Here is a 20,413-nt window from a genome sequence, read left to right as displayed (position 1 = left end):
TTCAAGCAATTTATTAATATTTGAACACTTAAAATGTTTAAAAATTGTAGTCGTTTGATGCTATAATTTAGCATTAAAAAAATTATTCTTTTAGTTTATACCAATCATCATAGCTAGAAAAATCTTCAAAAACACGTTCATAGCCAGCATTTGTTAATAATTTATAAATTCCACTTCTGTTTTTAGAAAAATTATGTTCAACAGTAATAGATCTAAATTTGTACTTAGTAAAATCAAATCCTTCAAGAATTACTAATTCACTTCCTTCGGTATCAATCGATAAATAATCTATAATTTTTGGTGCTTTATGATAGTCAAGTAAATCATTTAAAGAAATAGATTCTACCGTATAGCTTATACTGTCTTTTCGTCTTTCACTATGGGCATCATCTTCGCCAAACCCTTTTACGGTTGATAAAATAGCGTTTTCAACCTCAACAAAAGCTAATTTTTCGCCACTATCTTTCCATACACATCTTTTATCTATTATTGATTGTCTATTTAAAGCTAGTTCTCCATGCCAATATTTTGATGGCTCTGCCAAAATACCTATCCAATTGAATTCTTTTTCTAATAGATAAGTATTGCTTAATGAAATTCCATTAGTAGCTCCAAATTCAACAAAATATCCATCTTGTTTGAATTTAGACTCCATTAAAGCGAATAAATCCTGTTTTAATTGTGCATTTGATAAAGTCTTGTATTTTAAATATTTTTCAATAAGTGAAACAGGGTATTTTTGCAAGAATATATACTCTTCGGCTATCTTTCTTTTTGAAACTAACATATCAAGATTCTTAATTGATAAAGTTGTGAATCCAAATTTTCTTAACACCCAATTGATTGTATTTCTAAATATCTTCTTCATAGGTATGATTACAAACTAGTAATAAAATTTAAGGCTTTTAATTAAAGGTTATGATTAAATTAAAATCTTTTATTGTAATTCATAACAAACTCACAAGCTTCTCGTATAGCACCTGCTCCAGAATTTTTTGATAATACAATATCAGCATGGGTTTTAACTATATCTGTAGCATTATTTGGAGCTAAAGACCAACCTACACTGCAAATATTTGTTAAATCGTTAACATCATCACCAACATAAGCCACATTACTTAAAGATATACCTGCATCAGCAACAATATTTTTTAATAAGGTATGTTTATCTTTTACACCAAGAAACACGTAATTTAGCTTTAGTTTTTCCATGCGCCTAGCTACTAATTGGGAGTTTTCTGAAGTCATAATCATAACTGCAACATTAAACTGTCTTAAAATCTCAAGTCCCATACCATCACGCATATCAAAGCTTTTGGTATGTTCGCCTTCTTTTGTATAAGTTATAGTGCCATCAGTAAAAACACCATCAACATCTAAAACTACATGTGTGATTTTGTCTGACTTTTTTTCTCGTTTTTGCCTTTCTATTAATAAACTTTCAACCGCAACCCAATCAGATTCACTATCAATTTCTAATAATGAATCTTCTGGCATTTTCACAATAGCTGTATTATCACCTATTCTATTTTGATGTTTTTTTAATGCTTGCTTGGTAATTGTATAAACAGCACCATTTTCAATTAACAGTCCTTCAAAATCTTGACGTCTTGGTCTTTGTAAAGGATTGTAATTTAATGGTTTCCCGTTTTTATCCCATAAAAAACGATGTGTATTAACAACGGTTAATGCAGAATCTATATTACCATCAAGCTTAAACAAACATGAGTTAATATCTTCTTTTTTGGTAAAAGGAGATGTTGCTTGTAATAAACAAAATGCATCAAAATCATAATTAATAGACTCGCAATACTCAATAATAGCTGTTTCTGTTGATGCCTTATCCGTAGCACTTACATCACTACGCTTTAAAGCTCTTACCTTATTAGTCCAATGATATTCTTTTTTAATAAAATCAATAATGCCTTCGTCATCGGTGTAAACTACAACTTCGTCAAGATTAGAAAAAATAGCTTCACCTAAAACCCAAGTAAATAATGGTCTCCCAACCATTTTTCTTTTATTCTTGTTAGATATACCTTTTGATCCTTTACGTAGTGGAATAAATCCTATTTTTCTAGACATTAATCTTATTTTTTGCAATTTATTTATTTTAAGTGTAATTAACTTATTTTTACCCATAAATATACACCATGCTATTTGATAATTTTACTAGTAACGAACTTATAAAATCCTTTCTTACACTAAACAAAAAGCATAATAACCAAGAATTAATTTTTCCGCTTACTAATCGTGGTTTCTTTTCTGAAATAAACAATTTAGCTTTAGCAGTTCTCTATTGTATTGATAATAATATTAATATTAAACTCTCTTCAAAAAATTGGGCAAGCGGCAATTGGAATGATTATTTTAATCCTATTATTAAAGAATATAATGGACTTGTAACCTTACCTTCAAAATCAATTTTTGATTTAACTAGAGTTGAAAAAATAGCAGCACTTTACTTTAAAAATGTAAAAAAAATAGATTTAGTTCAAACTCATTATTGGAAAATAATAAAGCATCCTAGCTTTTTAAACAAAACTTTTTTAATTCCAGAATTAAATATTGATGGTGATATATTTCATGCTTTACAAAACATCTACCCCATTATTTTAGATTTTAATAAACTAACTAAAAACAATTTAATTGTTTCTGATAAAGAAACTGTAGAATTTTCGAAAAACAGTTTTGGATTGCATATAAGAAGAGGTGATAAAGTTTTTGGAAATAATAAAGAAGCAGAAGAAATTCAATTTACAGATTACATTGAAAAAGCAATTGAAATAGACAATTCAATAAAAAGTTTTATTGTTTGTACTGATGATTACAGCCTTATTGAATCTATTAAATTAAAATATCATGAGTTTGTTTTTAAAACTTTATGTGCACCAACAAAGAATGGATACAACCAAACAACTTATAACAATTTAAAAGACAAAAATTTAAAAAGTAAAGAGGTTTTAGACGTACTAAATGATGCCATTTTGTTAAGTAACTCAAAATACTTTATTGGTACTAACTCTAGCAACTTATCTAGATTTGTAACTCTTGTTAGAAATAATGAAAACAGCTATTCTATGGATAAAACATGGTATCCTGGATAATTTACAAATACTATCTACTTATTAGTTTGCAACTATCGCATTAGCTTTTGCAACAATGTTTTCAAGAACTTTTCCTCTTCCGTTTTTTATTAATTCTTCTCTTTTATCGCATAAGGTATTATAAACGGTTATACATTTATTAATACGTTCAATATATTCTGCATCAGACATATTATCAATAAATTGAAATAACGCTTCAGGGCTATCAAATTTAGAGTAATCAATAAAACTGTTTTCAGGAAATAGCTCATAAGCATTCGTATGCTTTCCGTAATAAATGGGTAAACAATAGGTTAGTATACTATCCCATATTTTTTCTGTCATGTAGTTATGGGTAGCTGTATTTTCAAAACATAAATTGAATTGATAATCTGCCATCAATTCTTTTTTACGATAAAAATAGACACCATCTCTAGAATCTTCTTTAGAAATACCATCTGGCCAGCCTTTACCAAATACGTCTACAACCCCTAACTTATAGCCTTCAATACATATTTTAGATCTCAAACCAATTAAATCGATATTTACACCATTTTTAATAAGTGGTTCAGAATTAAGGCCTTTATAATAAGACATTAATGCGATTGTTTTTTTTGTTTTTAATTTAAAATCTTGGGGTAAGGTATGAAGGTGTTCACCAAATATGCCTGTAAAAAAAGTAACATTTGAAACAAAAACATCTCTGGTGTAAATATTCATAACATGGCATTTTATTAATCCAAAAAGTTCTTTTACTTCTGAAGTAAAATGGGTATCAAATCTAGGCTCTATAGTCCAAATTAGAAACTTCTTACCAAATAGAGCTCGCCAGAAATGAGGCTTTAAATATTTTAAATTTTGAGAAATAATAATATCTGCATCTTTTGCTTTATCTACAAAAGTTATATTGTTATTATTTAAATATTCTAAATCTCCATCAACAAAATTGTCAAAGGGCGTATATTTAAAATTAGAAGCTTTGTATAACTTGGGCATGGTATTAAATCTTAATAGAATTATATTTTGAGATTACTTCTTTCTTTATAATATTTCTATCTAATGTAAACTTAACGTCTTCCTGATTTGTTTTGAAAACCTTAGATTGTAAACTTTGATTGCTAATCGCTAACTCTATAAGCTTAAAAATAGAATCTACATTCTCACAATCTTGAATCAATAATCCGTTCTTTTTATGTTTAATTATATCTTCTGTCGCACCACCAGGATTTGATTGAATTGGAAAAGCCCCCATTATTATTGCTTCTAACAAAGTATTTGGCATACCATCAGAATTACTATTCCCTATATAAATCAGGGCTTGCCCCATGAGTTTAATAACTTCAATATGTGGCAGCATATCAGACTTTTTATAGATTTTTAAATTGCTTTTAATCAAACTACTTTGCTTGACAAACGTACAAACTTCATCATCTGCTCCTAATACGATTATTTGAAAATCATTAATTATTTCTGAAAGTGCTTCAAGGGCTTTTAAAACTGGAATAGCTCTTCCTGAGCGACCTTGATACCCCTTTACTAATATGGCATTTCTATTTTCAAGTGGTTGAATATATGCTTCAAAAGTATCGATAGAATACCCTCCTCCTCCTGGAAAAACGCCTAAAACCTTACCATTAAAACCATATTTTTTTGCTAATTCTACATCACGATTACAATCGGTAAATAAATAGTTAACTCTTGGTAGAACCCGCTTTATATCTTTTAAGTATTCGGGGTTTTGCTGAAAATAAAACAAATCACTACCCCAAGAAGAATAAATCCATTTTATATCGGCATAAACATTCATCACCTTCAAAATAGGTGCGCAAGACACGTAAAGCACAAAACTATGTACTACATCGGGTTTAACTTCTAAAAGTACTTTTTCAAAGGTTTTTGCTGTATTATTTTCATATAAAAAACTTAACTTATTATAAAGCCAAGGCAACCTTTTTTTTACAAATACTCTGCCTTTTAATTTAGGAAACTTTAATTTCCATCCGGTTATTTGCTTTACCCAATGAAGCTTCTCAGAATAGCCGCCATCTCTAATATTAAACCAAAACACCTCATGACCAGAATCTTTTAATTGATCTGTCCATCTTTGAAAATGAATAGAATTCATAGACACCATAAGTATTTTCATGAGACTATTACAGTTTAATAATTAATGAGATGTTTTGACTACTACTATCAAAATTATACTGATAAGGGGCATTTCTGAAATTTAAAATAATACATTCTAAAAGTAAATCATTAACCTCTTGCATATCTAAAAACGTTTTTACTTTTTTATCTAAAACCTTTTTAGCAACATGTTTTATACTTTTATATTCTGGGTGTTTCTTTACAGATATAGAAACAACTTTATTTGAACTATACATCAACAAATTACTTAAAAGCCCTTTAACTTCTGAAAGCTCATTGGTTATATTAAACACTACTTCTACACCCTTTAATTTCTTATAATCCTCCGGCTTGTAATAGCCCCAGTTTTGGTTCTGATTTGCTTTAGTATTGCCACTCCTTTTTGTAAACTCTAAATACTTTTGATTTATAGTTTCAAGTTTGGAGTGAAAAGGCTCTAAACTCGATGTACTTCTATATATTTTAGGATGCCACTGATGGAGTATTAACACGCTTTTTTCATAATAAAACACCTGTTTATTAGCATTTTTTAACCTTATATGAACATCGGTATCTTCACTACCCCAACCATGATAAAACTCATCATAACCATTTATATGTTTTAAAACATTTGTATTATAAAGTGTCATTCCAGTGGCTTCTCTGGTAGACTTAAAGTTTATCTCAAATTCGTTAAATACCTTTTCTTTTTTTGATTCCTCTTCGCTTAAAAATCCAACTTGAAAATATGTAGCGTCTGCCTTTGTTTGGTATTGATTTAATGTTTCAATAAAATCGGGATGGTATATCATATCAATATCACCCACAAAAAAATAAGACGTATTACAAGACTGTAAAGCAATGTTTATAGCTCTGGATTTACACCACAATTGTTCAGAAGTTTCACAAGAAATTAGATTAATGTGTTTAAAATCTTTTATAAAAATTTCCAAATCCTTGAGTTGCTTTTCAGAAGAACCATAATCTACTATAACGCAGTGAAAATCTGTATTTGATTGGTTTTCCAACGACTTTAAACAACGCTTAATTAGCCTTGAATCTCTATTTCTATTTGTTAAAACAATAGTAATCATAGTTTGTTAAATAGATTGCTTAAGTGAATATAAATAATACTTTATTAAATGTAATGGTTTTGAGTTTGAGAATAGCGCTTCAGCTAAAACTTGGAATGCCTTAAAATATTGTTTTTCTCTGTTATAACAAGCTATTAACCCTTTTTTATGCTCTAATACACTTTTTTTAATCACTTTTATTTTATCAGAAAAATTAGGATCTGCAGCCACATATTTTACAATTTCTAAATTTACTTTTGCTGTTTCACTATGGGTTTTTCTAATTTTAGCTGAAATACCAATATCTGTTCTATAAACAGCAGTAACATCTTCTAAAAACTGAATATTTCCAGATTTTTTAATAGTCCAAAGGTATGTAGGCCAATCGCCGTAAGGAAAATTCCCTATCCAATTAGGAACAGGGTCATCCTTTTGAATATTCTTAAACATCACTGTAACTGATGTTATTATATTTTCAAAAATTAAATCATCAAAAGTGAAACTGGGTTTTAACCTTTCTTTTTCTACAGCCTTTAAATTGCCATCGCTGTATAGTCTTTTAAAGTTTGTTCCAACAATAGAACACGCTGGATGAGCTTCTAAAAAATCAACTTGTTTTTGTAATTTCTCATCATCAATCCAATAGTCATCCCCATCACAAATAGCAATATATTTACCAGTACAAGCTTTTATTGTTCTAAGATAGTTTTTTATTAATCCAATATTTTCATTTAATGCTGGTAGTAATTTTATCTTTTCGGGATATTGTTCTGCAAAAGATTCACAGATTTTCCGAGTAGAATCTTTACTACAATCTTCACCAATAACTAATTGAAAATTAAAGTTAGTTTTTTGCATTAAAACACTGTCTATAGCCTGAGCAATATACTGCTCTTGGTTATATGTAAGCATAAATATACTAACTGTAATTTCAGACATTATTGAAAAACTTCTTTAGTAACCTCTAAATATTCTGTTCCCCATTTCTGGCATGGTTCAAGATGGTTTCCTTCTGCCCACTCATTCCACGCATTTATAAAAACAAAATTTTCTGGCACCTCGTTCCATGGGTAATTTTCTTTAATGTGCTTTAACCAATCTTTATATTTTTCTGGAGAAGATTGATGCAATATAAATGCTTTGTTTTTCCTTGCTGAGTTGTCCCACATTGGAGTCGCACCAGGATACACTGGAGCTTTATAAGCTTCATTTTTTTGAACATTAGCATAGGTTTGATAATCATAAACCGACGATATCCCATTTACTTCGAATCCCATTTTTGCTAAAACTTTACTTTTTATTCTTTTCAAAGCATGATTTCCTAAGGGTTTGGGTAACCTTCCAAAATTGGGTTGAAACTCAAAAGCAAAATCGAATCCTTCAGACAAAAACTCCAATTGTGATTTTTGTGCATACCCTAAATACAAATCTGGCAAACCTGACTTTTTAGCTTCATCTCGCCATATTTGAATGGTCTTTTTAATATCAGGAAACAATTCTGGACGATACACTATAAATACTGGTTTATCATTAACCCTAATATATCGAGAATCTTTAAAATAAGTTAATAGATATTTTATGTGATTTAAATCATCATCAAAACCATAATCTTGTTTTAGTAATACTTTATTCTCAGAAGCTTCCCAAGCTCTTGTCCAATCTTCATTAGCCCAACACATCATAAATGGCAAATCTTCCTTTGAATTTTTTAATTTTCTATCCAAAGGTTCATACAGCATTTTTTTACCATTAAACCAATAGTGGTAATAACAAAAGCCATGAATTCCGTAAGCTTTTGCCAAAGCTTCTTGTGCTAATCTTGCTTCTTCTAATCGTAAATCGTAAAACCCTAAATCTGCTGGTAAATGTGGTTGATAATGCTCCTCGAACCTTGGTGTTGTTTTAGTAACATTAGTCCATTCTGTAAAACCTTTACCCCACCAAGCATCATTTTCTGGTGTAGGATGAAATTGAGGTAAATGTATAGCTATAGGTTTAATTTTTTCTGACATATCGATAACAAAAAGCGAGTTTTGAATAGACTTTATTTTTTATTTTTTTAAGAAACGGCACTCTATTTTTATGATAAACTTCTTTATATTTTTCTTTTGAAAGCTTATGTAACTCCTCGTTGTTTTCAGCTTTAAAGAAATCTTGTAATATTTTTGCCGCTTGTAAAAAGCCTTTAAGCATGGGAACAAAATCAGTGGACATCGATCCATTTCTAATTCTATAAAAAGCTAATACTTCTGAGTTATTAAATAGACTTTCAGAGCTGTAAAATAGTTTTACCCAAAACTCCCAATCCTCATGATTACTTAGATTTTCATTAAATTTCATGTTATTTTCAGGAATCAATTTCCTTTTAAATAATACACAATGAGGGGGAAATGATTTTCTGTATTCCCAATCCCAAATTATTTCTTTTTTGTAATTTAGTTGAGAAAAAAAAGGGGTTAAATATTTATGTGGCGCTTTGTCCTTGGTACCGTCCGTAAACGAAAAATAATCACAAACTGAGATATCATGAGTTATTAAATCTTTAATTTGAATTTCTAGCTTATTTATACTAATATAATCATCTGAATCTAAAAATTGGACATAATCTCCAATTGCATTTTGTAATCCAACATTTCTCGCATTACTTAACCCGCCGTTTTTCTTATAAATATAATTAAACCTGTTATCTTTATTTACCCATTTATTAGCAATGGTTTCTGTATCATCTTCACTTCCATCATTAACAATTATGCATTCCCAATTTTTATAGGTTTGTTCAAACACCGATTTTAAGGCTTCGTCCAAATACCGTGCTTGATTAAAACATGGGATTATAACGGAAACAAGATGTTCATTCATAATTTCAAATGTATAAGTTACTTTGCTAATAAATTTTTATTTACCCCAACTGTGAGCTCTCCCGTTTCAAATAAGTAATAACCATACTCTTTTAAAATCACATAAATTTTTTCTCTTATATTAAACTCATCATGTATTTCAATGGCTATTAATTTCGTTATTTTTAAGAAGGACAAATCACTATCGTTATCAAAAATAAATCGTTCAGCGCCTTCTATATCTATTTTTATTAAGGTAATGTAAGATAAGTTGTTTTCTGAAATAATCTCGCCTATAGTTATACCTTCAACTTTACCATTAACATCCTGTTTGGTCATAATTGCCCAATCTTTGGCGTCTCTAAATTTGGTGTTTAACTGAAATTTAAGCCCTGATTTATGGCTTAATGCTCTGTGATAAAAATGGATTTTATTATCCAACATATTCAATGAAATATTTTCATTGCACATTGCTGCATTTTCAAACGATGGCTCAACAGCATAAACAGAAACACGACTTAAACTATTTGAAAAATACAAAGATGTATATGCCACATTAGCACCAGCATCAATAATTACATTTTTATCATTAGTCTTTTGGTTTGATTTTATTAGACTCGTAATAATCTCGTACTGTTTCAAATTAAAAACTTGCTGTAAAACCATATAATCACTATGATTTTCATTACGCATTTTTATAGTTAAAGTATTTTTTAATTTCACTAAATAACTATCATGCTCTTTAATAAATGATACAATCTCCCTATTATGATGCAATTGATGCTCAAAAAGCTCAGTTGATGAAAACTTTTTAGGAAAAAATATTCTAAATACTTTTCTTATTTTTTTAAATTTCATTTAGCCTAGTTATTTTATTAATCGTTTTAAATAACATATATCTAGTATTATTTTTAATTAAATTTTTCTGGTTTATTAAGGATGAATTTTATTTGATGTACATAACGTTTAATGACGTACCAAAAGTCAACAAAAAAGTTTTTAATCAATCTAAAAACAGACATTAAAAAACCCTTTGAAGCACTTAAAAAACTAACATCCTGATGCCAAAGTTGATAATTACCAACTAAATCATTTTTAAAACGAAAATACACTTGCTTTTTTGTTCTGGCTATTTGATAGCAAAAAATAGATGCTACAAAATCAATATCATACCCCGCTTTTAAAATCCGTTTGGTCCACTCTTTATCTTCAAAAGTAGCTACATCTTCTCGGAATGGATGTTGCTCCCAAACACTTCTACTAAATGCTGAACCTGAAAAAATTAGACCTGATTTATTTGGATCAACTTTTGCAGACACCTTATTGATATAATTTTGATAATCATTCGGATTATGCAGACATCTTAATCCAGCAAGATTAGAGTTAGCATCAAATTTTTGTTTTATTAATTTGAAAAAATCATGACTTACAGGGTACGAATGCGCACTAAACATAACCACAATAGGAAACTTGGTGTGTTTTGCAGCAAAATTAGCACTACCACCGTAACTGAAATTTTTTATGGATATAAATCTAGCATTATACGCTTTTGAAACCGCTTCACTTTTATCCGTAGATAAATTATCAATAACTATAATTTCACCAATATCATCAAGGTAACGCTCATTCAAATTTTTAAGTAAAAATGTGAGTGCTTTATCTTGGTTTTTATTTCGTATTACAACTGAAATCATAAAATAATGATACTATTTTTTAAAAAGATTTAAAGGTTTTTCAAAGAATTTAGCAATTTTATATGATGTTGATTGTTTTAAGTTTGAAGCGTTATCTTCATTAATTTTTAAAAGATATAACAGATAATCCACCGTCTTATCATGATGCTTTATATATACATCTTCGTGTTTTTTGAAAATATACTTCATATTAGAAATTCTATGATTTTCTAAAGTATCAATCAACATGGATTGTTTTTGCTTTCTATAGAAAAACAGAAATTCTTCTACTATTTTAAACGTCCATCCTTGTTTTGTAATAGCCAACCAAAACTCCCAATCTTCAAACCCCCTTTTCATGGTTTCATCATAACCACCAACATCTTCCCAACATTGTTTTCTGTAAAGCGAGGTTGCTATTAAACAGTTTTCAAAAAGTAACGCATGATAGGTCGTGCCTATAGGTTTTAATTCATGTATAATATTCGATTTATCTTTGAAGAAAAACTTACTATAACATGATACAATAGCCAATGATTCGTTATTAATTAACTCTGGAACTGTTGTTGACAAATATGATTCGTGAATGATATCATCTGCATCTAATGGTAAAATATAATCGCCTTTACTTGATTTTATTCCTGTATTTCTAGCACTACTTAAACCTCCATTTGATTTTTCTAAATAGCTAAAACGCTTATCTTTTTCCACCCATTTTTCAGCTATAGTTTTGGTATTATCTGTACTTCCATCATTTATAACAATACATTCCCAATTAGAATAGGTTTGATTTAAAACCGATTGTAATGCTTCGTCTAAAAAATGAGCGTGATTGTAACAAGGAACGATTATGGAAACCAATTTGCTCATTTTAAAATTTATTTAAAACCCCTAGTTTTATTAAAAGACTTATTGTTTTAGATGACCGTAAATTATCTAATATTTTTCTATTTGTAATAATAGCATCTACATCATGCATGTAAGTTAAATAATCTCCGTGGAGTACGGCTTCTTTTTCATTAAACTTAATAATTTGATTTTTAGGATTAGAACTTAGTCCTCCAATATAAAACGTTGAAAGTGGTTTTGCAATATGCTTGTAACTTAAATTATACTTACAGATAGCATCTATAAAGAATTTCCAGTCTGATACTATTTTAAAATCTTCTTTATACAAGTTTGTTTTTAAAAAAGCCTCTTTTTTTATAAAAGTGGCTGGATGAGGCAAAGTATCTTCAACAAAATAGGAAAACGATAACGTATCTGGATATGTTTTTGTAAAGGTTTTATTTCCCTCAACAACTTGCAAATTAAAATACACCAAATCAGAATCTTTAATGTGCTCTTTATTGTTTTCTAAAACTTTACTATTGTAAAAATGGTCTCCGCTATTTAAAAATAATAGATAGTCTCCTGATGCATGCTTTATTCCTTTATTCATGGCATGGTATACGCCTTCATCAGGCTCACTTACCCAAAAATCAAATAAACCTTTATTCTCCTTTATATAATTGGCACTTCCATCTGTAGAGTGTCCATCAATAACTATATATTCAAAACCTTGAAACGTCTGCTTCTTTATATTATCAACAGTTTTTTTTAGTCCGTCAAGATTATTGTAGTTAACAGTTATTATGGAGAATTTTGGTTTCATTGAGTTACAAAGAGATTCTATAAATCAGTTTATTTAGCTTTCTTTATAGTTTGCAAAAAATCTTCAACCTGAAAAAAATATTTTTCAACGAGGTGTAGATCATCACTATTATAATTCCACCATTTAATATCCAATAGCTTTTCAATGGTTACATCTTCAAATCTATATTTTATAATCTCTATTGGATTACCTACAGCAATAGCATACGGTGGTATATCTTTAGACACAACAGCACCTGCACCAATTATTGCACCATCAGCTATAGTAACACCATCCAGAACCGTAACGTTCATTCCTATAAAAACATCATTACCAATCGTGATGGGTTTAAATTCTTCAATTTTATTATCAGAACTTAAAGTCATTCCGTTTTGCTTTGCTGTAGAATAAAACATAGGATGCGTAGATATACCTGTGGTAGGATGAACACCTCTACCTGCCATGAAATTAGCTCCGATTGAACAAAATTTACCAATAACTGCATTATTAATCACGGAGTTTTCAGAAATGTAAGTATAATTCCCTATTATGCTATTAGACAACCTTGAAGATGGATAAACTTTAGTTTTCTTACCCAAGTATGTTTTGATTTGAACAATGTTTTGATTGTACCTAAGTACTTTTTTTAAATCTGGAAAAATTAAAAAAAACAGGTTTCTTAATTTATTTTTAATACTTCTTTTCACATGCTTTTTAGTTGGCTTTTCTTTAAGCGATTTGTAAAAGTTTTTAATAATTAAACTGGCGTTTTCATCTTCAATAACATCAATTAATTTCACTTCAATATCTTTTGCTAATTCTGAATGATGAAACTCTGTATGAACACCATTATGCTCTCCAGTATTATCAAATCCGAAATTTTGAACTAATGATTTATTCGGAAATAAAATATAGCCATTTTTAAGCAATACGGAAGCATGCCACTTTACAAACCACGTATTTAACTTACCTGAAATATTATCTGCTAACTGACTGCTTAAATAATCTCCACCAAATTTATCTAGATTATTGAGCAACTTTTTTTGTTTTAATTCATTCCAAAGAAAAAGTGCATCTTCATTAAAATGCTTCCAAGATTTCTCCCATGTTGCCCAACCCCAACACAATGGAACATTATAAAAAAAAGTGCTTTGTAAAGTTGATCTATGCGGAAACATATAACCTGAAATATGCATAACCTCATCATTCTCTTGGTAAAGATTCAAAGCATTATTCATGTAGTTTAAAAAACCCGAAGAGGTTTCAATATCATCTTCTAAAACAATAACGCGACCATGTTTTTTAACTACCTCGGTAACACCATTGATAATTGATTGCGCTAAACCCTTATTTTTATCACTAACAATAACTTTTACACTTTGAAATCTATCTTCTGCTTTTGCTATTTCATGAACTTTATTGATATTTTTTAACTCTTGCTCATTAATATGGTTTTTAGGACCATCGCAAAAAATATACAACTCACTTTTTGAAGCTTCGGGATTTGAGGAAAGGGCATCCAAAGTTCTTTGCGTATGTTTTGGCCTGTTAAAAGCAAAAAGAACTATTGGTGAAAAACTCATAATCTATTATTGTTTATACAAAAATGGGAAAAGTTTCTGTCTAAGCCTAACTATAAACGTGTATTAATTTATTGAAGCGATTTAAACTTTTTCATTTTCAAAAATAATTTTACTCTTCTTTTTACAGATGCTGGAAAAAATCTAAATACTCTAGATTTAATAGAATTCCGTTGAAATACATCCAATAAAATAAAACCCTCATTACCCCCATATTTCTGGGTTCTATAATGCTTTTTATATGTTTTATGTACCAACTTAAATAAGCTTGTTGGAACCCAACTTAAATTAAGGCTATTCATTTTTATATAGGTTGAAGATTCGATATGGTAACAATAAAAATTTCCGTTTGCATCAAAATATATTTTCTTTAAATATTGATTATTTAAAACAGAATCATACGTTTCATAACCATGCTCCATACAAATACAATCGTCAAACGATTCATTACCTATTATTTTATTTAGCCTTATACTATTTATATTTTCTTGCTCTCTATAGGCTTTATAAGCCCGCATCTCTGTAAAAGCGAAGTCGGCATTTTTAATAAAATCCTTTTTTTGTTCGTTTAAATATGCCTCATCTTTAAATAATGCATTAATCTTATTTACATACCCGTTAACAACTTGAAAAGATGAAATATAACCATTCATGCATATACCATTGCACTGTTCTGTACAGTCAAAGTCTTTAAATTTATGTTCTTGATTATTTAAATCTGATAAAATCATATTATCAGAATCAAAATGCCAAAAAGCATTTATATTATTTTTTTTTATAAAGTTATGGACATAAAACCATCTCTTGAACACAAAATTTGTCCAAAACTCTTTCTTATGCTTTACCCCTGCTACATGTTTGTACACTTGATCGAAAACTTTTATCTCATCACTTTCGTCGTAATTTTGAAAACAGTGATGCTCTACTTTAGCTTTTTTTGCTACAATCTCATTTTTTTCATCACCAAGTAAAATAATTCTATTCTGAGGATTTGTTAATTTTACTTGCTTAAGCGTATAATACAAATACGGTGAGTTACCATAATGGCAAAATATTATTGGCTTTTTTATATCTTCAATTTTCATCTTAACTTTTCTGTTCTTTTTAAATCACCACAATTGTTTGACTAATTAACCTAAAAATGCATTTAACATTCAAATGAAATAAGCTTGTTAATTTTTCTTGATTTTTTTGTAAAAAAATGAAAAAACTCTTTTACTAAGTAAAATCATTGGAAAATACTTAGTACTCAGTGATGAAAAAAGTATCTTCTTATTGCTAAAAAAAATATAAAACCAACAACCAAAATACTTAACTACACCTTTACCTTCTTGAAGCTTAAACATCCAATACTTACCAAGAAGTGCATCTATTCTTTTTAATGAAATATTATTTTTACAACTCCAAAAAACAAGTAACTCATATACTTTAGCTTTATTATATAAGTTTGCGTTATTAAACACATTGGCTTCATGTACACCTCTCATGGCAACTGGTTTATCTAGTAACCCACCAATCAATTTAGTTTTTAAAGCCATTTTTAAAAACATATGTGTGTCTTCATCAACTAATAAGGTCTCATTAAAGAATTCAACCTTATCAAATATTGATTTTTTCAAGGTTAAACCATCTATAGAAAAATGCCCTTTTTTATAATATAATAACTCTTCAAACAACTCTTCGGGCTTTAACTTTTCGCTGATGGTTGTTAACTTTAATGCAACTCTTTCAAATTCTTTAGATGCTCTATAGAAATGAGCACCTATTGCATTATAAACCCCATCAATACTACTATCTTCAGAAAATACTTTTTTATCGTTTTCAAATCTATTTTTTAAATAGAAATCATCTGAGTCTAAAAACGCAACATATTTACTTGAAGCCTTTTTAATACCTAAGTTTCTACTAGCAGAACGTCCTTTATTTACATTGTTTGGGTGATGGTATACTTTAATTCTAGAATCTTTAGCTTGTAATTTTGTTATTATTTGAAACGAATTATCAGTACTACCATCGTTTACAATAACAACCTCAACCACTTCTGGTTGTTCCAATACAGAGCTTATTGCTTTTTCAACATAGCGTTCTGTGTTGAAAACTGGTATAATTACAGATACTTCAAACTTCATGTTCTATAAATTCAAAATGACAGTTATGCTAAAATTTATGAATTAACCCTAATTTAATCATAAGTTTAATTGTTCTTGACTTTTTTAATGTTCTAAGTGTTCTTTCTAATTTATACTGTTCTTTTAAATCATTCATAAAAGCTTTAAACTCTTTATTTAAAACACCCTCTCGCTCTGCTTTTACTTGGTTTTGGTTTTCTTGTAATGAACTTAAACCATCTCTATAATATGTTGAAAAAGTATCTTCAACATACTTATAGCTTGCATGGTGCTTACATATAGCTAATATTAAAAATTTCCAATCTGATACAATTTTTAAATTTTCATCATAGTAGCCTAAATCATCAAATAAGCTTTTCTTAATAAAAGTAGCTTGATGCGCTGGCAAATCTTCATGTAAGTATTTAAAAGTTAATTGCTTTGGACACTTTTTTATATAGGATTCATTTTCTCCAACAACATTAATATCAAAATAAACAATATCAATATCTTTTAAATGCTTATTTACTTTATTTAAAGCATCAGCATTATTAAAATGGTCTCCACTATTTAAAAAAAACAAATATTCACCTTTAGCAGATTTAATTCCTTTGTTCATGGCATTATAAATTCCATGATCGGGTTCGCTAACCCAGTAACTAAAACTTTCTTTATTTAATTCGATTATATCTTTACTACCATCTGTTGAGTTACCATCAATTATAATATGCTCAAAATTAGAGTAAGTTTGATTTTGCACACTTTTTACAGTGCGCTCTAACCCTAATTTGTCATTATAATTTATTGTGATAATAGATATTAACATCATTATTTTACTTAACTAAACTTTCAAATAGTTTAATATAATTTTTAGCTTGAACTTTTTCATCATACTGATTCACAGCATCTTTTCTTATATCTTCAATGGAATAAGTTACTCCATTTTTTAGAAAGTCTGATATCGATTCTACTAAAGCATCTACACTAACCTCTTTTGCTAACAAACCATTCTTATTATGATTTATAATCTCAGGAATACCTCCCACAGGGAAACCAATTACAGGTGTGCCACAAAGTAAAGATTCTAAAACTGTATTTGGTAAATTGTCCATTAATGATGGTATAACAAAAGCATCAGCAGCAGAATATACAGAACTTAACAATTCTTCATCATACACCTTCCCATATTGGATAATGTTCTTAAAACGGTTTAAATCTTCATTTTTATTTCCTATTACAAATAATTGAATATTGGTTTGTTCTATTCTTTCAATAGCGCGGACTAAAAATTTTAACCCTTTTCTGTTTGCATCGATTAAATCTGCAACAAACAGTATTACTTTTTTTTCTTGTGGAATATTTAAAAGCTCTCTAGAACTTGATTTATCTCTAATTCTAAAAACATTAGAGTCAATTCCATTTGGTATTTTATGAATTGGAAATCTTTCAAAAAAATCATTTTGTTTCAATTGATTAGTCATCCAATTACATAGTGTTACAAAATGTAGATTATCTACGTTTGATAATGCTTCCATTTTTAAGTTTAAAACACTTTTAAATGTTGATATTTCTTCGTCTAGAAAAACTCTTTTAATTGGAAACCCTTTTTTATCTATACCTAAATATTTTTCTTCATAATGCTCTCCTCCTGAAAAAGGATTCATATCGTGTAGCGTCCAAACTACTGGTTTCGTGTTTTTTTTAAAAAACGATTGGTAATCTATAAATTCTGAAACCCAATGTAAATTTATTACATCTGCTTGTTTGTAGAGTTCAGACTCTGTTATATCATAATTTGAATTGGGAAAAGAAAACTTCTCTAAACCTTTAATTCTATTTTTTATGAATAGTTCTTCTTGAGTTTTTTTTGAAGGTTTTAAAAGTTTAATCCTTCTTAAAACACTAAGAACCTTGTTTTCTATTTTAAAGAATAAAGAATTATTGGTTTTTTGATGAAGCACATAAGACGCTTTGAAATCTGACATTTTCTTAGCCAACAGCAATTTAGAATCTACTTCCATATTTAGCAAACCAAGATGTAATCTTGCACATGCTTTACCAGCACCTCCCACATCGCTTGTATTAACCAACAATACCTTCACTGTAATCTTTAATTAATTGGTTAATAGTAAGTAGATTTTTTGATTCACTATTTTCAGAAATGTAAGCAGCTATTTTGCCTCCCAATGTATAATCAAGAGCTAAGAAATTAGTCTTTAATGTTTCAGCAAATAGTACAGAATGAAATCGCATACAAATGTTTAATTCAGATTGCTGCATACTTTCTACAATCGAATCAACAGTTGATAATTTTTTCTGATAGCCTACTCTAGAATCTTCTGAAAAATATGTTTTTATAAACCGTCTTGAAAAGTCTCTATCATCACCCCCTAAAACAAAATTATGCATATGATTAAACACTATTTTATCTACTTTAAACGCTTCTGCTTTCTTCTTAATTAAGTTTGCCAAGGCATCTTCAAATTCTTTTTTTACTGAAACAAATTCTGTTTCAGACATATTTCCTCTTGCATAAAGGTATTCCCAATCTCGAAGATATAAGGATAATACTTTTTCTTGTTTAAGCGGTGTTGATTTTGAGAAACGCTTTAAATAAGATTTTGCGGGGTCTCCTATCATTTCAGTATTAGGCACATTAAAATGCTTAGAAGCGTAAGCTTGACTCTTCTTATCTCTTAACTTAATCTCGTTAGAAAGCTTTAATATTTTATGAATGGCTGATTTATATTTATCATGATTTATTGGCCCCAATCCACAACCATAAACCGTTCTTTTTCTATTATATTTTTTTGCAATGGTAAATGATAACAAAGGGACATACAACTCATTCAAATCCATTAAAGGACCTCCGCCCATAATAACCTCATCACATGTTTTGGAATATCTTATAAACTCCAAATTACTCGTATTAACAACAGTAGCTTCAATTTGAAGTTCTTTTATAGTTTGATGGGTTATAAAAGGGTATAAACTACCAATAATTACATTTAAACTATCACCGTATTTCTGCTTATAAGCTTCAACAATACTTCCTAAAATAGCTTTATCTCCAACTGTCTCTGTTCCATACCAACCAACAATTAGTATACTATATTTGTTTTTTGGTAGTTTTGGTGTTCTTAAAAAACTAGATAGTTTTAAAACCTTATTCTCATTATGTAACTTTAAAAACTTCTTTTGAAATTTATCTTTATAAACTTCAACCTGTTCTGTATAAGTAATTTCAGAATGATAATCATGAATACAATCATCGCACTCGTTTAATATTATTCTCTTTTTTTCTTCAAGATTAGACTTATAAATTACAGAGGATGCTATTTCTATACCATTACCAATAGTTTTAGATTTTGGTGCGCAATAAGCCAACTCTCCTTTGGCATTAATATTTATTCCTTTTTTATGGTATGGGCACCCTGTAATTCTCTTACCTCCCAATAAAATATTTTGAATACTAGAATAGGTTCGCTTATAAGTCTTATTTGTTTCGTAAGTTATTTTAAGTTTCTCAAAAAACAAGGCTAAATGATAACTTTCATCTGCTGTAAAATTTCGGATAACCTCCTCTCTGTCTTCATTATATAAGCGCTTAATAAACTCTGCCACTCTAAAACGCCCATAAATATTATTTGCTTTTGCAAAATCTAACAGCTCATCAATTTCCCAAACATTCTCTTTTGAAATTGTTGCTCCAAAAGAAATTGGAATTTTTAAATCATGCTTTACATAATTTATAACTTCTATAGCTGTTTTAAAATTTCCTTCTCTACCTCTAATTTTATCATGCATCTCAGCATAACCATCTAAAGACACCATAACACTAAAATTAATATTATGTTCTTTACATAATTTGTTTACTGCATGTAATTGTTGCTTTACCTCATCAACTTTAATACAATTGGTAATTATACTTAAGTATTTTAATTTAGGAAGGAAATCTATACACGCTTTATATAAATCAACTAAATCATTTCTTAAAGTTGGCTCACCTCCAGTAATACCAACTCCAGTTATTTCAGAATAAAATGGATCAGAAAAAATGATTTTTAAATCGTCATACGATATTTCTTTGTCTTGCTTATTCTTCCAAATATTACACATGGTGCATTTGGAATTACAAATATCATTAGCATTAAGGTTTATGAGAACTGGCTTTTCTGTCTTATTAATAAAATTTACTTCATTAAGTTTTAAACGTAGTAGCGCTTTTAGCTTTTGAAATATTGCTTTTATTTTTTTCCACATAGAAAATTTGCCTGTAGAGACAATATGTTTAGT

The 20,413-nt window shown here is 28.9% G+C and carries 19 protein-coding genes; 1 reads left to right on the top strand and 18 read right to left on the bottom strand.

The genetic code is table 11. The features are described 5' to 3' along the window. Nucleotides 1–82: 82 nt before the first annotated feature. Nucleotides 83–868 carry an FkbM family methyltransferase gene (locus tag Q0772_RS09795; protein ID WP_298343691.1) on the bottom strand — a complete coding sequence of 262 codons (786 nt, stop codon included), beginning with the start codon at nt 866–868 and terminating at the stop codon, nt 83–85. 59 nt (nt 869–927) lie between these two features. Next, on the bottom strand, nt 928–2,085 hold the full coding sequence (locus Q0772_RS09790) for an acylneuraminate cytidylyltransferase (protein ID WP_298343688.1): 1,158 nt from the start codon (nt 2,083–2,085) through the stop codon (nt 928–930). Nucleotides 2,086–2,153: 68 nt separating this feature from the next. Between Q0772_RS09790 and Q0772_RS09785 the strand changes: the two genes are divergently transcribed. Continuing rightward, the gene (locus Q0772_RS09785) at nt 2,154–3,107 is read left to right on the top strand and encodes a hypothetical protein (RefSeq protein WP_298343683.1); all 954 of its coding nucleotides are present in this window, start codon (nt 2,154–2,156) and stop codon (nt 3,105–3,107) included. A gap of 21 nt (nt 3,108–3,128) precedes the next feature. Here the strand turns inward: Q0772_RS09785 and Q0772_RS09780 are convergent, their stop codons facing one another. The 16 genes from Q0772_RS09780 to Q0772_RS09705 all read right to left on the bottom strand — a co-directional run bounded on the left by Q0772_RS09780 (nt 3,129) and on the right by Q0772_RS09705 (nt 20,380). After that, nucleotides 3,129–4,082, bottom strand: a complete 954-nt coding sequence (locus Q0772_RS09780; protein ID WP_298343679.1) for a glycosyltransferase family 10 — start codon at nt 4,080–4,082, stop codon at nt 3,129–3,131. Nucleotides 4,083–4,086: 4 nt separating this feature from the next. Beyond that, nucleotides 4,087–5,232 carry a glycosyltransferase gene (locus Q0772_RS09775; protein WP_298343676.1) on the bottom strand — a complete coding sequence of 382 codons (1,146 nt, stop codon included), beginning with the start codon at nt 5,230–5,232 and terminating at the stop codon, nt 4,087–4,089. Nucleotides 5,233–5,239: 7 nt separating this feature from the next. Further along, nucleotides 5,240–6,307, bottom strand: coding sequence for a glycosyltransferase (locus tag Q0772_RS09770; protein ID WP_298343673.1), 1,068 nt, complete (start codon nt 6,305–6,307; stop codon nt 5,240–5,242). Nucleotides 6,308–6,313: 6 nt separating this feature from the next. Next, the gene (locus Q0772_RS09765; RefSeq protein ID WP_298343670.1) at nt 6,314–7,225 is read right to left on the bottom strand and encodes a glycosyltransferase; all 912 of its coding nucleotides are present in this window, start codon (nt 7,223–7,225) and stop codon (nt 6,314–6,316) included. Beyond that, the gene (locus tag Q0772_RS09760) at nt 7,225–8,298 is read right to left on the bottom strand and encodes a glycoside hydrolase family 99-like domain-containing protein (protein ID WP_298343666.1); all 1,074 of its coding nucleotides are present in this window, start codon (nt 8,296–8,298) and stop codon (nt 7,225–7,227) included. Before Q0772_RS09760 ends, Q0772_RS09765 begins: the two co-directional genes overlap by 1 nt. After that, a complete protein-coding gene (locus Q0772_RS09755) occupies nt 8,282–9,145 on the bottom strand; it encodes a glycosyltransferase family 2 protein (protein WP_298343662.1) in 864 nt (287 codons plus the stop codon). The genes Q0772_RS09760 and Q0772_RS09755 overlap by 17 nt, the downstream gene beginning before the upstream one ends. 17 nt (nt 9,146–9,162) lie before the next feature. Then, on the bottom strand, nt 9,163–9,981 hold the full coding sequence (locus Q0772_RS09750; protein ID WP_298343659.1) for an FkbM family methyltransferase: 819 nt from the start codon (nt 9,979–9,981) through the stop codon (nt 9,163–9,165). 53 nt (nt 9,982–10,034) lie between these two features. After that, nucleotides 10,035–10,817 (bottom strand): glycosyltransferase, encoded by a 783-nt coding sequence (locus Q0772_RS09745; protein ID WP_298343656.1) that lies wholly within the window; start codon nt 10,815–10,817, stop codon nt 10,035–10,037. A 12-nt stretch (nt 10,818–10,829) separates the two neighbouring features. Further along, the gene (locus Q0772_RS09740) at nt 10,830–11,666 is read right to left on the bottom strand and encodes a glycosyltransferase family A protein (protein WP_298343653.1); all 837 of its coding nucleotides are present in this window, start codon (nt 11,664–11,666) and stop codon (nt 10,830–10,832) included. Nucleotide 11,667: 1 nt separating this feature from the next. Further along, a complete protein-coding gene (locus Q0772_RS09735) occupies nt 11,668–12,450 on the bottom strand; it encodes a glycosyltransferase family 2 protein (RefSeq protein ID WP_298343650.1) in 783 nt (260 codons plus the stop codon). A 29-nt stretch (nt 12,451–12,479) separates the two neighbouring features. Further along, nucleotides 12,480–14,012, bottom strand: a complete 1,533-nt coding sequence (locus tag Q0772_RS09730) for a DapH/DapD/GlmU-related protein (protein WP_298343647.1) — start codon at nt 14,010–14,012, stop codon at nt 12,480–12,482. A 68-nt stretch (nt 14,013–14,080) separates the two neighbouring features. Continuing rightward, complete coding sequence (locus tag Q0772_RS09725; protein ID WP_298343644.1) at nt 14,081–15,094, bottom strand: hypothetical protein; 1,014 nt, start codon at nt 15,092–15,094, stop codon at nt 14,081–14,083. An 87-nt stretch (nt 15,095–15,181) separates the two neighbouring features. Continuing rightward, nucleotides 15,182–16,138, bottom strand: a complete 957-nt coding sequence (locus Q0772_RS09720; protein WP_298343641.1) for a glycosyltransferase family 2 protein — start codon at nt 16,136–16,138, stop codon at nt 15,182–15,184. A 28-nt stretch (nt 16,139–16,166) separates the two neighbouring features. Beyond that, entirely contained in the window at nt 16,167–16,946 is a 780-nt protein-coding gene (locus Q0772_RS09715; protein ID WP_298343639.1) for a glycosyltransferase family 2 protein, read from the bottom strand. A 4-nt stretch (nt 16,947–16,950) separates the two neighbouring features. Then, the gene (locus Q0772_RS09710) at nt 16,951–18,219 is read right to left on the bottom strand and encodes a glycosyltransferase (protein ID WP_298343636.1); all 1,269 of its coding nucleotides are present in this window, start codon (nt 18,217–18,219) and stop codon (nt 16,951–16,953) included. Further along, on the bottom strand, nt 18,200–20,380 hold the full coding sequence (locus Q0772_RS09705; RefSeq protein WP_298343634.1) for a polysaccharide pyruvyl transferase family protein: 2,181 nt from the start codon (nt 20,378–20,380) through the stop codon (nt 18,200–18,202). Before Q0772_RS09705 ends, Q0772_RS09710 begins: the two co-directional genes overlap by 20 nt. Nucleotides 20,381–20,413: the final 33 nt, after the last annotated feature.

It is taken from the genome of uncultured Algibacter sp. (genome assembly GCF_947490405.1).
Lineage (GTDB): Bacteria > Bacteroidota > Bacteroidia > Flavobacteriales > Flavobacteriaceae > Algibacter_B.
This window is presented reverse-complemented; position numbering and strand designations above follow the sequence as displayed.